This window comes from Streptomyces sp. NPDC013457, assembly GCF_043089925.1.
Taxonomy (GTDB): Bacteria; Actinomycetota; Actinomycetes; order Streptomycetales; family Streptomycetaceae; genus Streptomyces.
Window position 1 is genome coordinate 207,848 of sequence record NZ_JBICBL010000001.1, and the last position, 14,645, is coordinate 222,492.

Here is a 14,645-nt window from a genome sequence, read left to right on the forward strand (position 1 = left end):
GTCATGTCCACAGCCACCGCTCCCCCGCCGCCCCGGGTCGACGCCGCCGGGGACGGTCGGCGGGACAGCAGTCCGCGGGCCCGGGCCCGGCGCCGCCGGCGGGTCGCCGCCGTCACCTTCGTGCTGCCGGCGCTGCTGCTGCTCGGCGCACTGGTCGTCTACCCCGTGCTGTTCTCCGTGGGCCGCAGCTTCTTCGACGCGTCCGGGACGCGCTTCGTCGGCGGGGACAACTACGCGGAGATGTTCCGCGATCCGGCCACACTGACCGCGATCCGCAACAGCGCCGTCTGGGTGGTCGTCGCGCCGACCCTGCTGACCGGCCTCGGGCTGATCCTCGCGGTGCTGGTGGAGAAGGTCCGCTGGGCGACGGCGTTCAAGCTGCTGCTCTTCATGCCGATGGCCGTCTCCTTCCTGGCGGCGGGCATCATCTTCCGCCTCGCGTACGAGGAGGACCCGGACAAGGGCGTGCTGAACGCGGCCGTGGTCGGCGTCCACGACGCTTTCCAGGACGCGTCGTCGTACCCGACCGCCCGGGCCCGCGAGGACCAGGGGCTCGACCGGGGGCAGGACGGCTCGTACGGAACGTCCCGCACGGTCTCCCCCGGGCAGAGCATCGCCCTCGGCTTCGTCGGCGTACCGCCCAAGGAACTGCCCGCGGGGGCCGAGCCGGCGGCGGCCGGGAAGGCCGGTCCGCAGGACGTGGCCGGCGCCGTCTACCTGGACTTCACGCCAGGCGGTGGAGGGCGTCCGGGCGCGATCGACACCGCGGAGCGGGGGCTGCCCGACATGACGGTGCAGGCGGTACGTGACGGGAGGACCGTCGCCACCGCGACCACGGCGGCCGACGGATCGTTCCGCCTCACCGGCCTGGAGCCGGGCGCCTACACCGTCCGGCTGCCGGCGGAGAACTTCGCGCCGCCCTACGAGGGTGTCTCCTGGCTCGGTCCCGCCCTGGTCACTCCGGCGATCATCGGCGCGTACCTGTGGATCTGGACGGGCTTCGCGATGGTGCTCATCGGCGCCGGACTCTCGTCCCTGCCGCGCGACGCGCTGGAGGCGGCCCGGATGGACGGCGCGAACGAGTGGCAGGTCTTCCGGCGGATCACCGTCCCCCTGCTGGCGCCCGTGCTGACCGTCGTCTTCGTGACGCTGGTGATCAATGTGATGAAGGTCTTCGACCTGATCTACATCATCGCGCCGGGGCCGGTGCAGGAGGACGCCACCGTACTGGCCACCCAGATGTGGCTGGTGTCCTTCGGCGGCGGCAACGACCAGGGGCTCGGCAGCGCGCTGGGCGTCCTGCTCCTGCTCCTGGTGATCCCCGCGATGGTGTTCAACGTCCGCCGCTTCCGCAGGAGTCAGTCATGAGTGCGACCGCCACGATGCCGGGCGGCCGGCTGCGCCGCTGGCTGGGCAACGGTCTGGTCCAGGCTTTCCTGGCCGTCGTCGGCCTGATCTGGGTGACCCCGGTCGCCGGGCTGCTGCTGTCCTCGCTGCGCTCGGCGAGCGACAACGCCGCGAGCGGCTGGTGGACGGCGCTGACCGGACCCGGTGAGCTGTCCGTGGACAACTACACCGCCCTCCTGGGCAACGCGGGCATCACCCAGGCCTTCTGGAACACCGTGCTGATCTCGGTGCCGACGACCGTCCTGGTCGTGGTCGTCGCGGCGCTCGCCGGATACGCCTTCGCCTGGCTGGAGTTCCCGGGCCGGGACTGGATCTTCCTGGGCGTGGTGGCGCTGCTCGTGGTGCCCGTGCAGGTGGGTCTGCTCCCGGTGGCGAAGCTGTTCGGGCAGCTGGGGCTGTTCGGCACGATCCCGGGCGTGGTGCTCTTCCACGTCGCCTACGGGCTGCCGTTCGCCGTGTTCCTGCTGCGCAACTACTTCGCGGACATCCCGCGCGAGATGCTGGAGGCGGCGCGCATGGACGGCGGCGGCGAGTGGCGGATCTTCACGCGGCTCGTGCTCCCGGTCGGCCGGCCGGCGATCGCGAGCCTGGCGATCTTCCAGTTCCTGTGGGTCTGGAACGACATGCTCGTGGCGCTGCTCTTCGCCGACAGCTCGTCGCAGCCGCTGACGGTGGAACTGCAGTCGCAGGTACGGCAGTTCGGCAGCAACATCGACGTCCTGGCGCCGGGGGCCTTCCTCTCGCTCATCGTGCCGGTGGTGGTCTTCTTCGCCTTCCAGCGGCACTTCGTGCAGGGGGTGATGGCGGGCTCGGTGAAGTGACGGCAGGGGGCGGGGCCGGGCGGTCGGTGGTGTTGCACGGGGGTCAACTGCCACCGGCCGGCCGGCCCTTGTCCCCGCCTGGCACGAGATCGACCGCCTCAGAACCGGTCGGTCGTGAGGTCCCCGGCCCGGCCGAGCCGGCCGGCCCGCTCGCGGGCGACGGCGGCCTGCGCGGCATCGCCCAGGGCGTCCGCGAGGCGGGCCCTGCTCAGCCAGTTGTACGGGCTGTGCGGGCGCAGCGCGGTCCGTTCGCTGATGAGGACCCGCGCCGCGTCGTGCCGCCCGGACTTCAGGGCGGCTTCGACGAGGGTCTTCTGGATCGCGTCGCGCTGGGCGTGGCTGCCGCCGTACTCGTGGAGTCTCCGGCGCACCGGCCACAGCAGTTCCACGGTGGCGTCGTGGTCCCCCGCGGCGTGGGCGACCAGCGCCTCGCACACCGGCAGCCCCACGTTCGCGGTCATCGCGTGGTTGGTGACCACGTCCGCGCCCGGCTCCGCCAGCCAGCGCCGCCGGTCGGCGATCAGCCGCCGCGCGTCCGCGACCCGGCCGGCGCCGACGTAGGACATGACGGCGTGCACGTCGTTGAAGGCGTAGAACGGAGGGTCGCACCGCGCCGACCAGGCGTCCGCGAGCGCCTCCCACCGGCGGGTCTGGTCGGAGCCCGCGAGGCGGAAACGCCACAACATGGCTGCCGCGTCGAGGAGTTCCATGGCCAGCCCTCTGGACTCCTCGTTGTGCAGGGCCGCGTCGTAGATGTCCAGCGCGGTGCCGGTGTCGCCCGCCTCCAGGGCGTAGAGCGCGTAGTGCCACCAGTTGTGGACCGTGAGGAAGTTGCCTCCGGACCAGTCTCCGCTGCGCGCGTCGAGAAACGCGATGCCCTCGGAGAAGCGGCCCTGCATCTCGTAGGTGTGCACGACGGCGTGGATGGCCCACACGTCGTGCCGGTTCCGCTCGACCGCGGCCGATCCCGTCTCCCGGGCGTGGGTGTAGTGCCCGGACTCCTCCAGGCCGAAGGCGTACATGCCGAGCAGCGGGCCCAGGTGAGGGTCGTCCTCCTCCCAGGCGGAGAGGGCGCCGCCGATCCTGTCCCGCAGCCGCGGGGCGTCACCGGTGAGGAAGTCGAGCTGATGCCCGACGAAGAGCGCGAGCGCGTCGCGGGGAAAGGCCACCGTCAGCTCCTCGAGCACGGCACTCCCCCGCCGCAGATCCCCCGCGAGCAGACTGCCGGCGGCCTCCGTGTGCAGTCGCTCCCGCAGGGGCAGCCCGGTCACGTCGAGCCCGGAGACGAACCCGCCGAATCTCCGCCGCGCCTCGGCGGCGTCCGCCGGCTCCGTGCCGAGGACTCCCAGATAGGCGCCGAACGCCTGAGCCACCGGCGAGCCGGGGGCGGCCCCGAGGAGGCCGTCGACGGCACCGACCACCGCGGGGCGGAAGAAGAGCAGCTCCTCCACGGCACGGTCCAGGTGCGCGGCGGCCTCTGCTGAGCCGTTGTACAAGTCGTGACCGTACCGGTCGGTCGCCAACGCTGATCACCTCGTCACGAGAGCCATCGGATCGGCGCCGCAACGGCGGACGCCCCTCCCCATGGAGCCAGTTGTACGCCGCCTCGCACAGTCCCTGAACAGGTGACCCGTCCGGGCCGGGCGGGCCCGGGCCCCGTGAGGTCTGCGCCTGCGCCCAGGCGAGTGACCACGACCCTCACGTCGTTCGAATCCACCGCGACCGCGCATAGGCTCCCCGCACCGACCACGCGTCACGAAAGGAGCCTCTTGTGGCGTCTCGCCTCAATCCCTACATCACGTACTCCGGTGAAGCGAAGCAAGCCCTGGAGTTCTACAAGGAGGTCCTCGGCGGCACCCTGAGCCTCAACACCTACGGCGACTTCGGCGCCGAGGCGCCGCCCGGATACTCCGACAAGATCATGCACGGCATGCTGGAGAGCACCGGCGGCTTCACCCTGATGGCCGCCGACAACCCGCCCGGGAGCGAGCACACGCCCGGGAACAACTTCGCCGTGAGCCTGAGCGGCGTCGACGCGGCGGAGCTGCGCGGTTACTGGGACAAGCTCTCCGCCGGTGGCACCGTGTCCGTCCCCCTGGAAAAGCAGATGTGGGGCGATGTGTTCGGCATGTGCACGGACCAGTTCGGCATCACGTGGATGGTCAACATCAGCGAGCAGTGACCCGGACCCCGCGTCGTCGACGCGTCGGCGCCCGACGGGATCGCCGACGCGCCGTCCTCACCGTGGACCGGACGGGTGGACCTCAAGGGGTCACCCGGCCCCGGCCGGGTGGATACCGGAAGGTCAGCGCGCCACCGACACGGCGGGCGCGTCCGCCCGGTCGTCGTCCATGTCGCTCTGGACGGTTCCTGACGTCAGATGGCCGGCCAGTCCGAGCAGCAGGAAGAGCCAGACCAGTACCTGCGCACCCGTGCCCAGGCGGAGCGGCCGGGTGGCGGAGCGCGCCGGAGCTCCGGCGGGAGCGGGGGCGTCGCCCAGGATTCCCTTCGGGTACACGGGCGTCAGCATCATCACGTAGGCGGACAGCCTCATCCGGTACCGGACGACCGCCGCCGTCGCACCGAAGACCGGCTCGGGCAGGCGCCCCAGGACGATGCCGATCAGCCAGAACACCCAGCTGATCGCGAACCAGCCGGACTGCGCCAGGCTGCTGACGATCGCTGCCGGGATCATCAGGATGAGCCGGAAGAACACCGCCAGACGGTTGAGCGGGGTGCTGCGCAGCTCGATCTGCACCGGGTAGTCGGGGGCGTCGAACGCGAACGGCGGGTAGCGGTCGACGAGCAGCGCGGCGCTGGCGGAGACCCGGGTCTGATAGGCGAGTACCGAGCCGAGGAACGAGGCGATCGGCTCGGGCAGCCGCCCCAGCACCAGGGCGCTGAACCAGCCCGCGATCGTGACGAAGAAGGCGGCGATCGAGAGCAGGAGGACGACGACGAACTGTGGGACGAGCAGCAGCCAGCGCAGCAGCACCGTCCACCGGCGCTGCCGCCCCGGCGGCGGCACGTCCAGCGGCGGGCGCCACTCGCCTTCCTCGTCGTCGACCGAAGAACGAGGTCCCCAACCGGTCGCCATGGACGCCTCCGTCTCCTCCTGGTTGCCAGGGTCATCTCGATGGTGTCGCGGACGGCCGGTCCCCGCACCACGACGTGGGCCACCAGGACCAGCGTCCGCCACCGCGCCGGTTGACCGATCGACCTGTGGCGTCGTAGTTTCAGCGCACCCGCCCGTGAGCCGATGGAAGGAGGCGAAGCCGGATGTCGACCATCTCCGCGCAGATTCGCCTCGCTCACGAGATCGCCTGGGCTCCCGGGCGCGTAGCACACGGCTGCTAGCAGCCTCTTTCCCGGCGTGCCCGATTGCGGCCCCGGTCTCTCTCGATTTCTGTTACCGCCTGCGGCACGCCGCTGCGTGCCGACGCGCGCGCTCCGGGTCATCGCGCTGCGCAACCGAACGAGGAAGCTCCTGACATGACTACAGGGATGTACACGTCGACCGTGCGCCGGAACGGGGGTCTGCCGTGGTAGAGGCGCGGATCACGGTCAACGGGAACGGAACACCGATCTCGCCGGCCGCTCCCCACACCACCGTGCTGGACTTCCTGCGCGAGCGCGGCCTCACCGGGACCAAGGAGGGCTGCGCCGAGGGCGAGTGCGGCGCCTGTTCGGTCCTGGTGGCCCGCCCCGGGGTGGACAAGCCGACGGACTGGGTGGCGGTCAACGCGTGCCTGGTCCCGGTCGCGGCGCTCGACGGTCAGGAGGTCGTCACCTCCGAAGGTCTCGCCACCCCCCGCGAGCCCGGCATGCCGCCCGCACTGCACCCGGTGCAGGAGGAGATGGCGGTCCGCGGCGGGTCCCAATGCGGGTACTGCACACCGGGGTTCGTCTGCAGCATGGCCTCGGAGTACTACCGGCCGGACCGCTGCGCGAGCGCGGGGGCGCACGCCGCCGCGGACTCGGGAGCGGGCACGGACCCGGGAGCGGGCACGAACGCGGCCGGCGGTGCCGACGCCGAGCACGGACCGAACGGATTCGATCTGCACTCCCTCAGCGGAAACCTGTGCCGCTGCACCGGCTACCGCCCGATCCGCGACGCCGCGTTCGCCGTCGGCATGCCCGCCGAGGACGACCCGCTGGCCCGGCGCCGCGAACAGTCCCCGCCCGCACCGGTCGCCACCGAGTACACCCGTGACGACAGCACGTTCCTGCGGCCGGGAACCCTCGCCGAAGCGCTGCGAGTGCTGGGCGAGCGGCCCGACGCGGTGGTCGTCGCGGGAAGCACCGACTGGGGCGTGGAGGTGAACATCCGCTCCCGCAGGGCGGATTACGTGGTCGCCGTCGACCGGCTGCCCGAACTGCGGGAGCTGCGCGTCGCATCCGACTCCGTCGTGATCGGGGCGGCACAGACGCTGACCGAGATCGAGCGACGTCTCGACGGCCGCGTCCCGCTCCTGGGCGAGCTGTTCCCGCAGTTCGCCTCGCGGCTCATCCGCAACAGCGCGACCCTCGGCGGCAACCTCGGTACCGGCTCGCCCATCGGCGACACCCCGCCGGTGCTGCTCGCGCTGGAGGCGTCGGTGGTCCTCGCCGGCGCCGGCGGTGAGCGCGAGGTACCGCTCGCCGAGTACTTCACCGGCTACCGGCAGAGCGTGCGCCGTCCCGGGGAGCTGATCCGGGCCGTACGCATCCCGCTGCCCCTGTCGCCCGTCACGGCCTTCCACAAGATCGCCAAGCGCCGGTTCGACGACATCTCCAGCGTGGCGGTCGCCTTCGCGCTCGACATCGAGGACGGGATCGTACGCAAGGCACGCATCGGCCTCGGCGGCGTGGCCGCGACCCCGATCCGCGCCCTCGCCACCGAGGCCGCCCTGGAGGGCCGGTCCTGGACGGCGGAGCATGTCGAGGCCGCGGCCCAGGTGCTGCGGGCCCAGGGCACGCCGATGGACGATCACCGTGCCAGCGCCGAGTACCGATCGGCGATGCTCGGCCAGAGCCTGCTCAAGCTGTACGCACAGACCACCGAGGCGGTGTCGTCATGAGTCATCTGTCCGAACGTCCCGAGAAGCCGGTCGTCGGCGTCCCGCTGCCGCACGAGAGCGCCGGCCTGCACGTCACGGGCGCCGCCCTCTACACCGACGACCTGGTCTCCCGTACCAAGGACGTGCTGCACGCCTACCCCGTGCAGGTCATGAAGGCCCACGGCAGGATCACCGCGCTCCGCACCGAGCCCGCGCTCGCCGTCCCCGGTGTGGTGCGCGTGCTCACCGTCGCCGACGTGCCCGGCGTCAACGACGCCGGGATGAAGCACGACGAACCGCTCTTCCCCGACGAGGTCATGTTCCACGGCCACGCGGTCGCCTGGGTGCTCGGCGAGACGCTGGAGGCGGCCCGTCTCGGTGCGGCGGCCGTCGAGGTGGAGCTCGACGAGCTGCCCTCCCTGATCACGCTGCAGGACGCCATCGCGGCCGGCAGCTTCCACGGCGCACGGCCCGTCATGGTGACCGGCGACGTCGACGCGGGCTTCGCCGACTCCGCGCACGTGTTCACCGGGGAGTTCCGGTTCTCCGACCAGGAGCACTTCTATCTCGAGACGCACGCGGCGCTGGCCCTCGTCGACGAGAGCGGGCAGGTGTTCGTCCAGAGCAGCACCCAGCACCCCTCGGAGACGCAGGAGATCGTCGCGCACGTCCTCGGCCTGCACAGCCACGAGGTGACCGTGCAGTGCCTGCGCATGGGCGGCGGATTCGGCGGCAAGGAGATGCAGCCGCACGGGTTCGCGGCCGTCGCCGCGCTCGGCGCCAGGCTGACCGGCCGGCCGGTCCGGGTGCGGCTCAACCGGACCCAGGACCTGACCATGTCCGGCAAGCGGCACGGGTTCCACGCCACATGGAAGATCGGGTTCGACGCCGACGGCCGCATCCAGGCGCTGGACGCCACCCTGACCGCGGACGGCGGCTGGAGCCTGGACCTGTCCGAGCCGGTGGTGGCCCGCGCGATGTGCCACATCGACAACACCTACTGGATTCCCCACGCGCGCGTGGCCGGTCGCATCGCCAAGACCCACAAGGTCTCCAACACCGCCTTCCGCGGCTTCGGCGGGCCGCAGGGCATGCTGGTCATCGAGGACATCCTGGGGCGGTGCGCGCCGCTGCTCGGCCTGGACCCGACGGAGCTGCGTGAGCGCAACTTCTACCGGCCCGGGCAGGGGCAGACGACGCCGTACGGGCAGCCGGTCACGCAGCCCGAGCGGATCTCCGTCGTCTGGAACCAGGTTCAGGACGCCGCCGGCCTCGCCGACCGCCGACGGGAGATCGCGGCCTTCAACGCGTCGCACGCGCACACCAAGCGGGCGCTCGCGATCACCGGCATCAAGTTCGGCATCTCGTTCAACCTCACCGCCTTCAACCAGGCCGGCGCGCTGGTGCTGATCTACAAGGACGGCTCGGTCCTGATCAACCACGGCGGCACCGAGATGGGGCAGGGCCTGCACACCAAGATGCTGCAGGTGGCCGCGACCACACTGGGCATTCCGCTGCACAAGGTACGGCTGGCTCCCACACGTACCGACAAGGTGCCCAACACCTCGGCCACGGCCGCCAGTTCCGGGGCGGACCTCAACGGCGCGGCGGTGAAGAACGCCTGCGAGCAGCTGCGCGAGCGGCTGCTGCGGGTGGCGGGCACCCAACTGGGCGCGAACGCCTCGGACGTGCGCATCGCCGGGGGCGTCGCGCGCGTCCTCGGCGACGACAGGGAGCTGGCCTGGGACGAGCTGGTGCGGACCGCGTACTTCCAGCGGGTCCAGCTCTCGGCGGCCGGTTTCTACCGGACCGAGGGGCTGCACTGGGACGCGAAGTCGTTCCGGGGCTCGCCGTTCAAGTACTTCTCCTACGGCGCCGCCGCGGCCGAGGTGGAGGTGGACGGCTTCACCGGTGCGTACCGCATCCGCCGGGTGGACATCGTGCACGACGTGGGTGACAGCCTGTCCCCGATGATCGACATCGGCCAGGTGGAGGGCGGCTTCGTCCAGGGCGCGGGCTGGCTGACGCTGGAGGACCTGCGCTGGGACGCCGGGGAAGGTCCGAACCGCGGTCGGCTGCTGACCCAGGCGGCGAGCACGTACAAGCTTCCGAGCTTCTCGGAGATGCCCGAGGAGTTCCACGTGACGCTGCTGGAGAACGCCACCGAGGAGGGCGCGGTCTACGGCTCCAAAGCGGTGGGCGAGCCTCCGCTGATGCTGGCGTTCTGCGTACGGGAGGCACTGAGGGAGGCCGCCGCGGCGTTCGGACCGGCCGGGGTCAGCGTGGAACTCGCCTCTCCCGCGACGCCGGAGGCGGTGTACTGGGCCGTCGAGGCCGCGCGCGCCGCCAGGGCCGGCGGCGCTCGCGAAGTCCCCGCCGGAGCGACCTCGTTGAGCCATGCCTGACATGACCTGGGTCGCCGCGGTCGCGCGGTTGCGGGCCCGCCGGGAGACCGGCGTGCTCGTGACCGTCGCGACCGTGCGCGGCCACGCACCACGCAAGGCCGGTGCCAAACTCGTGGTGGGCCGGACCGAGACCTGGGGCTCGATCGGCGGCGGCAACATCGAGGCCGTCGCGATCGACCGGGCCCGCGAGCTGATCGGGACGCCCGACGCCGAGCCGGAGCTGATGGACTTCGCCCTCAACGACAAGGTCGTCGGCCGGCACGGCGTGCAGTGCTGCGGCGGCGCCGTGAGCGTCCTGCTGGAACCGCTGCCGCAGGTCCCGGCGGTCGCGCTCTTCGGCGTCGGGCACGTCGGCCTCGAACTGGCCCGCGTCCTGGCCCGTCACGACCTCGATCTGCACATGATCGACACCCGCCCCGACATGCTCACCGACGAACGGCTCGGGGTGCTCGCGGACGCGGTGGCGCAGATCCATGTGCACCGCACGCTGCTGCTTCCCGAGGAGGTGCTGGCGGAACTGCCGCCCGGCACCCACGTCCTGATCATGACCCACGACCACGCCGAGGACGCGGCGCTGTGCGACGCCGCGCTGCGCACCGACGGTCTCGGCCCGATCGGGCTGATCGGCTCGGCCGCCAAGTGGGCGCGGTTCCGGCACCGCCTGGCCACCGAGGGCGGCCACGACGACGCCGTCATCGACCGGATCAGGACCCCGATCGGGATCGCCGAGATCACGGGCAAGGAGCCCGCCACGATCGCGGTGAGCGTCGCCGCGGACCTGCTGCGCACGTTCGAACGGGACCGGCAGGGGCACCCTGCCCGGGAGGACGGGAGCGTCCGGGAGAACGCATGAGGGTCGATACACCTAGGGCGTGTCTGCGGATGCGGACGTCGCGATCCGGCCCCGTGCCGTCGTGCCGCGCCCGCTGGGGTGCCACTCGGTGAGCAGGATGGTGGCGTCGTCGCGCAGCTTGTGGCCCTGGTGCTGCCGCAGGCTCTGGATCAGGCGGCGGAGGGCTTCGGGGGCGGGATCACCCGCCGCGGTGGCGCGGATGACGGTGTCGGCCAGCCGTTCCTCTCCGTACAGGTCCCCGTCGCGCGAGCGGGCGTCGGTGACCCCGTCGCTGTAGAGGAGGATCCGGTCGCCCGGCTGGAGGCGCTGGGAGTGCTCGGTGGGCGGGAACTCGGTGACGAACGCCCACCCGAGCGGCAGGTCGGGCTCCCGCGCCAGCACCTGCGGCAGCACCCTTCCCTCGCGGATGAGCAGCGGCGGCGGATGTCCGCAGTTGATCCAGGTCAGCCGTCCGTCGGAGGTGTCCAGGTGGGCGACGACGGCGGTCATGAGCCGGTCGACGAACCACTGGTCCAGGATGCGGTCGATCGCGGTGACGATGTCGGTCAGCGAACCGCCGGAGCGGCGGGTCGCGCGGCACGCGGCGAGCCCGGCGGCGCTGGCCCCGCCCGAGGCGAGGTCGTGGCCCATGGAGTCCATGACGGTCAGGTGGAGGCCTCGGTCGTCCAGGCTGTGGTCGAAGGTGTCGCCGCCGATGTCGTACGCGGGCTCCAGCACCGCCGAGGAGGTCACCTCCGCCGTACCGATGGTCCGCGGCGGCAGGAAGGCCCACAGCAGCTCCGCCTGCACCGTCATCGCCCGCATGCGCTCGACCTCGACCAGCAGGTCGCTGTGGGACGACTTCGACACCACGAGCAGAGCGGCCACACCGGCGAGCGTCTCGCTGCGCCTGAGCAGGGCGTCCCCCAGCGAGGGCGCCGTCACCATCAGGACGCCGAGGCGCTCGATCCCGTCGATCATCGGCAGCCAGGCGGTTCCGCCGTCCCTCGACCGCTGCACCTGCTGCGTACGGTAGGCGAGGCCCGCGAGTGAGGCGTCGATGTCGGCGGTCTCCTGCCGTGCGGCACCCGGCTGGGGCAGTGCGATCAGCCGGATCTGCTGCAGGTCCGCCACGTACATGGCCGTCCCCTGGAGCCCCATGGACCGGCCGGCGTCGTCGACGAGGCCCGCGAGCTCCCGTACGGACAGCAGGTGGGAGCGGCTCAACAGATCGGCCAGCACATCCTCGTACGTCGACACACGACCTCCGCGGTTCTCCTCAGGACGTCTCGCGGGGCGGCGGCAGGGAACGGCCCGTGGCTCTCAGGCTACGCAGGCCCTCCGGTGATCGCCTCCGCACGCGCCGGTCGGTACGGCGGGAGGGCCCGGACTCGACGAGTCCGGGCCCTCCCGCCGTACCGCCATGCGGAGCCTCAGATCATCGGGCCGCCGAACGGGCCGCCCAGTCCGTAGTACGTGCCGATGCCGTGGCGGTAGTCCGGGTCCTCGAGGTGCTTGTCGCGGTGGAACTCGGGAGCGTCCTTGATCTGTTCCTTGGTCCGGTCGACGAAGATCTTCCGGTCGTCCACGTCGATCCGCACCACGGTGCCGGCCGGGAGGAGGACCTCCTTGCCGAAGATCCAGACCCCGGTGTCCACGACGAGGTAGGCGTCGTCGACCTGGTCGGAGTGCTTGTCCACCTTCCCGATGCTGCCGTCGATCGCCTCGACCTTGTAGCCGGTCAGGTCCGTGCCGGCCAGATGACCCGCGGTCGACTTGTAGCTCCACACCTGCTCAGTCACGCGAAACCAACTCCTCCGGTACGCGAGGACGGCCAACGGAACGCTGCCGTCCTCCACTTCCGTGTGTCTTTCCCGGCGGGGCGCCTGCCCCGCCTCGGCTCCGTCTGCCCCGAGTCGCGCCGCGCATTCGCCCGAGTGCACCCGAACCGAACCTGGAACCGATAATTCCGGCCCCGGGCATGCCTTTCACGCCCCTCTCACAGCGAGCATGCGTGAAATCGCGATCCGGGGTTACGAGCGGGGGTACGGCGCCGTTCGGACGCGCCGCGACTGCCCCCGACGGAACGGGTGACGATGTCTGAAACGAGCCGGCACAAGACCGCGCAGCCGCCCCCTGCACCTCAGGTGCGGTCGTGGCGGACCACCGCGCGTCGGGTCCACGGAGGGGTCGGTCTGCCCGTCGAGGCGACGTTCCACTACGACCCCGACGACCCCTGGGCGGTACGCGTCACCTTCCGGCCCCCGCTGGGCGAGGCCGTCGACTGGACGTTCTCCCGGGAGCTGCTGCGCTCCGGGACCCGCGTCCTGAGCGGCGAGGGCGACGTCCGGCTGTGGCCCCTGCGCCGCGGTGGCAGGGAGGGGCGCGTCCGCATGCGGCTCGGCCCGGTCGAGTTGTTCGCCGTGGTCGACGTGGATCGCGCGGGTCTGCGGGGCTGGCTGGGCGAGACGTACGGTGCCGTGCCCGAGGGAGAGGAGGCCGCCCGGATCGTCTGGGAGGCCGAGACCCCGCAACTGTTCGCGCGGCCGTAGACGCGGGATCACGCGACGGACTCACACATGAAGACGACAGGAGGACATGATGTTGGACAGCTGGCGTGCACGTGCGGCCTGCCAGGATGTCGACCCCGACCTCTTCTTCCCGGTGGGGACGGGAGCACCGGCGCTGATCCAGGTCGAGGAGGCCAAGGAGGTCTGCCGGCGCTGCCCGGTGAGGGAGGAGTGCCTGCGCTGGGCCATGGACGACTCCCGCCAGGTGACGGGCGTGTGGGGCGGCCTGGACGAGGGCGAGCGGCAGTCGCTGAAGCGAAGGGCGCGCCGCCGGGCGAACCGATCGGACTGAGGCAGGCGATGATACCGAGGTGAACGATGAGGCGAACGCGGTAGAAGAGGCGATCAGGGGTGAGCTGAGGCTCATGGACCCGGGCGTGCGAACGTCGCGGGCGGAGGCCAGGCAGCTGCTGGACCCGGAGTTCGTGGAGGTCGGCGCCTCGGGCCGACGGTGGTCGTACGAGGAGATGCTGGCCGAGTTGCCGGCCATGGCCGGCAACTCGGCCGAGGGCCCCCGTTACGTGCCGTCAGGCATGACGGGCGCCGTGCTGGCGCCGGGCGTGGTGCACCTGACGTACGAGACCGAGATCGAGGGCCGCCGAGCGCGCCGGAGTTCGCTGTGGCGCAGGCCGGACGAAGGGGCGGCCTTGCGCATGTACTACCACCAGGCCACCCCGATCCCGGCCCGGGACGCCTAGGGCCTGTTTCGGGCCGCGCCCACGACCGACAACGCGGCGAGCGTGGGTGCCAGGCGTTCCCGGCCAGACGGGACTCTCGAAACACGCCCTGGCGCCGCGCGGTGGGCCGATGCGGTGTCACCGAGTGGCTACGGGCTCGCGCAGGCCGACGCAGTCGAAGGCCCAGAAGGCCTCCGAGTAGACGAAGGTGCCCGTCATCCACGGTTCGTGAGAGGACAACCGGGCGACCTGGAACGCGGCCTCGGGGATACGCAGCGAGGGCGAACGGAAGCCCAACGCGCCGGCGGCTTCGAAGCCGCGCGCGCCGTAGTAGCTCGGCGAACCCTCCAGGAACACCAACGGCACGCCCTGGCTGTCGGCCGCCTCGAGGGCGTGGGCGACGAGCCGCGTACCGATGCCCTGGCCCTGGAACTCCGGGACCACGCCCAGCGGTGACAACGAGAGGACGTCCACGATCCGGCGCGGGGCGTCCAATCTCGTCGCGCTCAGCAGGACATGCCCGACGACCTGGTCGTCGACGACGGCGACGAAGGACATCGGCGCCCATGCGGCCTCAGCGGCGCGCAGTGCCTCCACGAGCCCGGGAACCCGCTCGCCGTCACCGAAGGCGCGCGCATGGAGCTCGCGTACATCCCGGTGATCGTCGGCGGTCTCCTGCCGGATCACCGCTCGGGCGCCGGCGGGAGTGGTCGGAGAGCTTCCCGGCGCATCCTGTGACGTCATGGCCCGAGCGTAGTTCGCGTGGTGACTCGTGCGCGAGCGGATTGCGCACCAGGTCGTCATGCGCTCCCCGACGGTTCCTCGACACCGGTGCACGCACGCGGAACGGCCTCACCAGAAGGGGGTTGGTGAGGCCGTTCCCGTCGGGGGGGC

The 14,645-nt window shown here is 71.7% G+C and carries 14 protein-coding genes; 9 read left to right on the top strand and 5 right to left on the bottom strand.

What is annotated here, in order from left to right; translation table 11 throughout:
• Positions 1–3: 3 nt before the first annotated feature.
• Positions 4–1,368 (top strand): carbohydrate ABC transporter permease, encoded by a 1,365-nt coding sequence (locus ACF1G2_RS00960; protein WP_391796167.1) that lies wholly within the window; start codon positions 4–6, stop codon positions 1,366–1,368.
• A 14-nt stretch (positions 1,369–1,382) separates the two neighbouring features.
• A complete protein-coding gene (locus ACF1G2_RS00965) occupies positions 1,383–2,228 on the top strand; it encodes a carbohydrate ABC transporter permease (RefSeq protein ID WP_391797003.1) in 846 nt (281 codons plus the stop codon).
• A gap of 98 nt (positions 2,229–2,326) precedes the next feature.
• Here the strand turns inward: ACF1G2_RS00965 and ACF1G2_RS00970 are convergent, their stop codons facing one another.
• On the bottom strand, positions 2,327–3,751 hold the full coding sequence (locus tag ACF1G2_RS00970; RefSeq protein WP_391796168.1) for a tetratricopeptide repeat protein: 1,425 nt from the start codon (positions 3,749–3,751) through the stop codon (positions 2,327–2,329).
• Between the two features lie 248 nt (positions 3,752–3,999).
• Between ACF1G2_RS00970 and ACF1G2_RS00975 the strand changes: the two genes are divergently transcribed.
• Positions 4,000–4,410 (top strand): VOC family protein, encoded by a 411-nt coding sequence (locus ACF1G2_RS00975; RefSeq protein WP_391796169.1) that lies wholly within the window; start codon positions 4,000–4,002, stop codon positions 4,408–4,410.
• A 123-nt stretch (positions 4,411–4,533) separates the two neighbouring features.
• Here ACF1G2_RS00975 and ACF1G2_RS00980 read toward each other — a convergent pair whose 3' ends face one another.
• On the bottom strand, positions 4,534–5,325 hold the full coding sequence (locus tag ACF1G2_RS00980) for a DUF4389 domain-containing protein (RefSeq protein ID WP_391796170.1): 792 nt from the start codon (positions 5,323–5,325) through the stop codon (positions 4,534–4,536).
• A gap of 445 nt (positions 5,326–5,770) precedes the next feature.
• On the opposite strand from ACF1G2_RS00980, the gene ACF1G2_RS00985 reads away from it, so the two are divergent.
• The 3 genes from ACF1G2_RS00985 to xdhC are packed head-to-tail and all read left to right on the top strand — an operon-like array spanning position 5,771 to position 10,525.
• Positions 5,771–7,288 carry a xanthine dehydrogenase small subunit gene (locus ACF1G2_RS00985; protein WP_391796171.1) on the top strand — a complete coding sequence of 506 codons (1,518 nt, stop codon included), beginning with the start codon at positions 5,771–5,773 and terminating at the stop codon, positions 7,286–7,288.
• Complete coding sequence (xdhB, locus tag ACF1G2_RS00990) at positions 7,285–9,672, top strand: xanthine dehydrogenase molybdopterin binding subunit (RefSeq protein ID WP_391796172.1); 2,388 nt, start codon at positions 7,285–7,287, stop codon at positions 9,670–9,672. Before ACF1G2_RS00985 ends, xdhB begins: the two co-directional genes overlap by 4 nt.
• 1 nt (position 9,673) lies before the next feature.
• Positions 9,674–10,525 carry a xanthine dehydrogenase accessory protein XdhC gene (gene xdhC / locus ACF1G2_RS00995; RefSeq protein ID WP_391797004.1) on the top strand — a complete coding sequence of 284 codons (852 nt, stop codon included), beginning with the start codon at positions 9,674–9,676 and terminating at the stop codon, positions 10,523–10,525.
• Positions 10,526–10,537: 12 nt separating this feature from the next.
• Here xdhC and ACF1G2_RS01000 read toward each other — a convergent pair whose 3' ends face one another.
• On the bottom strand, positions 10,538–11,764 hold the full coding sequence (locus ACF1G2_RS01000) for a PP2C family protein-serine/threonine phosphatase (RefSeq protein WP_391796173.1): 1,227 nt from the start codon (positions 11,762–11,764) through the stop codon (positions 10,538–10,540).
• 173 nt (positions 11,765–11,937) lie between these two features.
• Positions 11,938–12,306 (bottom strand): PRC-barrel domain-containing protein, encoded by a 369-nt coding sequence (locus ACF1G2_RS01005; RefSeq protein ID WP_383220782.1) that lies wholly within the window; start codon positions 12,304–12,306, stop codon positions 11,938–11,940.
• A gap of 294 nt (positions 12,307–12,600) precedes the next feature.
• Between ACF1G2_RS01005 and ACF1G2_RS01010 the strand changes: the two genes are divergently transcribed.
• The 3 genes from ACF1G2_RS01010 to ACF1G2_RS01020 all read left to right on the top strand — a co-directional run bounded on the left by ACF1G2_RS01010 (position 12,601) and on the right by ACF1G2_RS01020 (position 13,772).
• Entirely contained in the window at positions 12,601–13,056 is a 456-nt protein-coding gene (locus ACF1G2_RS01010) for an SsgA family sporulation/cell division regulator (protein ID WP_391796174.1), read from the top strand.
• Between the two features lie 49 nt (positions 13,057–13,105).
• Entirely contained in the window at positions 13,106–13,366 is a 261-nt protein-coding gene (locus ACF1G2_RS01015) for a WhiB family transcriptional regulator (protein ID WP_391797005.1), read from the top strand.
• A 73-nt stretch (positions 13,367–13,439) separates the two neighbouring features.
• A complete protein-coding gene (locus ACF1G2_RS01020; protein WP_391797006.1) occupies positions 13,440–13,772 on the top strand; it encodes a DUF4440 domain-containing protein in 333 nt (110 codons plus the stop codon).
• A 117-nt stretch (positions 13,773–13,889) separates the two neighbouring features.
• On the opposite strand, the gene ACF1G2_RS01025 is transcribed toward ACF1G2_RS01020, so the two are convergent.
• Positions 13,890–14,438 carry a GNAT family N-acetyltransferase gene (locus tag ACF1G2_RS01025; RefSeq protein WP_391797007.1) on the bottom strand — a complete coding sequence of 183 codons (549 nt, stop codon included), beginning with the start codon at positions 14,436–14,438 and terminating at the stop codon, positions 13,890–13,892.
• Between the last annotated feature and the right edge of the window lie 207 nt (positions 14,439–14,645).

Bases quoted from the DNA above. Each gene is read 5' to 3' on its own strand.
- ACF1G2_RS01010 (WP_391796174.1), top strand. From the start codon at position 12,601: ATGTCTGAAACGAGCCGGCACAAGACCGCGCAGCCGCCCCCTGCACCT.
- ACF1G2_RS00960 (WP_391796167.1), top strand. From the start codon at position 4: ATGTCCACAGCCACCGCTCCCCCGCCGCCCCGGGTCGACGCCGCCGGG.
- xdhC (WP_391797004.1), top strand. From the start codon at position 9,674: ATGACCTGGGTCGCCGCGGTCGCGCGGTTGCGGGCCCGCCGGGAGACC.
- ACF1G2_RS01015 (WP_391797005.1), top strand. From the start codon at position 13,106: ATGTTGGACAGCTGGCGTGCACGTGCGGCCTGCCAGGATGTCGACCCC.
- xdhB (WP_391796172.1), top strand. From the start codon at position 7,285: ATGAGTCATCTGTCCGAACGTCCCGAGAAGCCGGTCGTCGGCGTCCCG.
- ACF1G2_RS00980 (WP_391796170.1), bottom strand. From the start codon at position 5,325: ATGGCGACCGGTTGGGGACCTCGTTCTTCGGTCGACGACGAGGAAGGC.
- ACF1G2_RS00965 (WP_391797003.1), top strand. From the start codon at position 1,383: ATGCCGGGCGGCCGGCTGCGCCGCTGGCTGGGCAACGGTCTGGTCCAG.
- ACF1G2_RS01020 (WP_391797006.1), top strand. From the start codon at position 13,440: ATGGACCCGGGCGTGCGAACGTCGCGGGCGGAGGCCAGGCAGCTGCTG.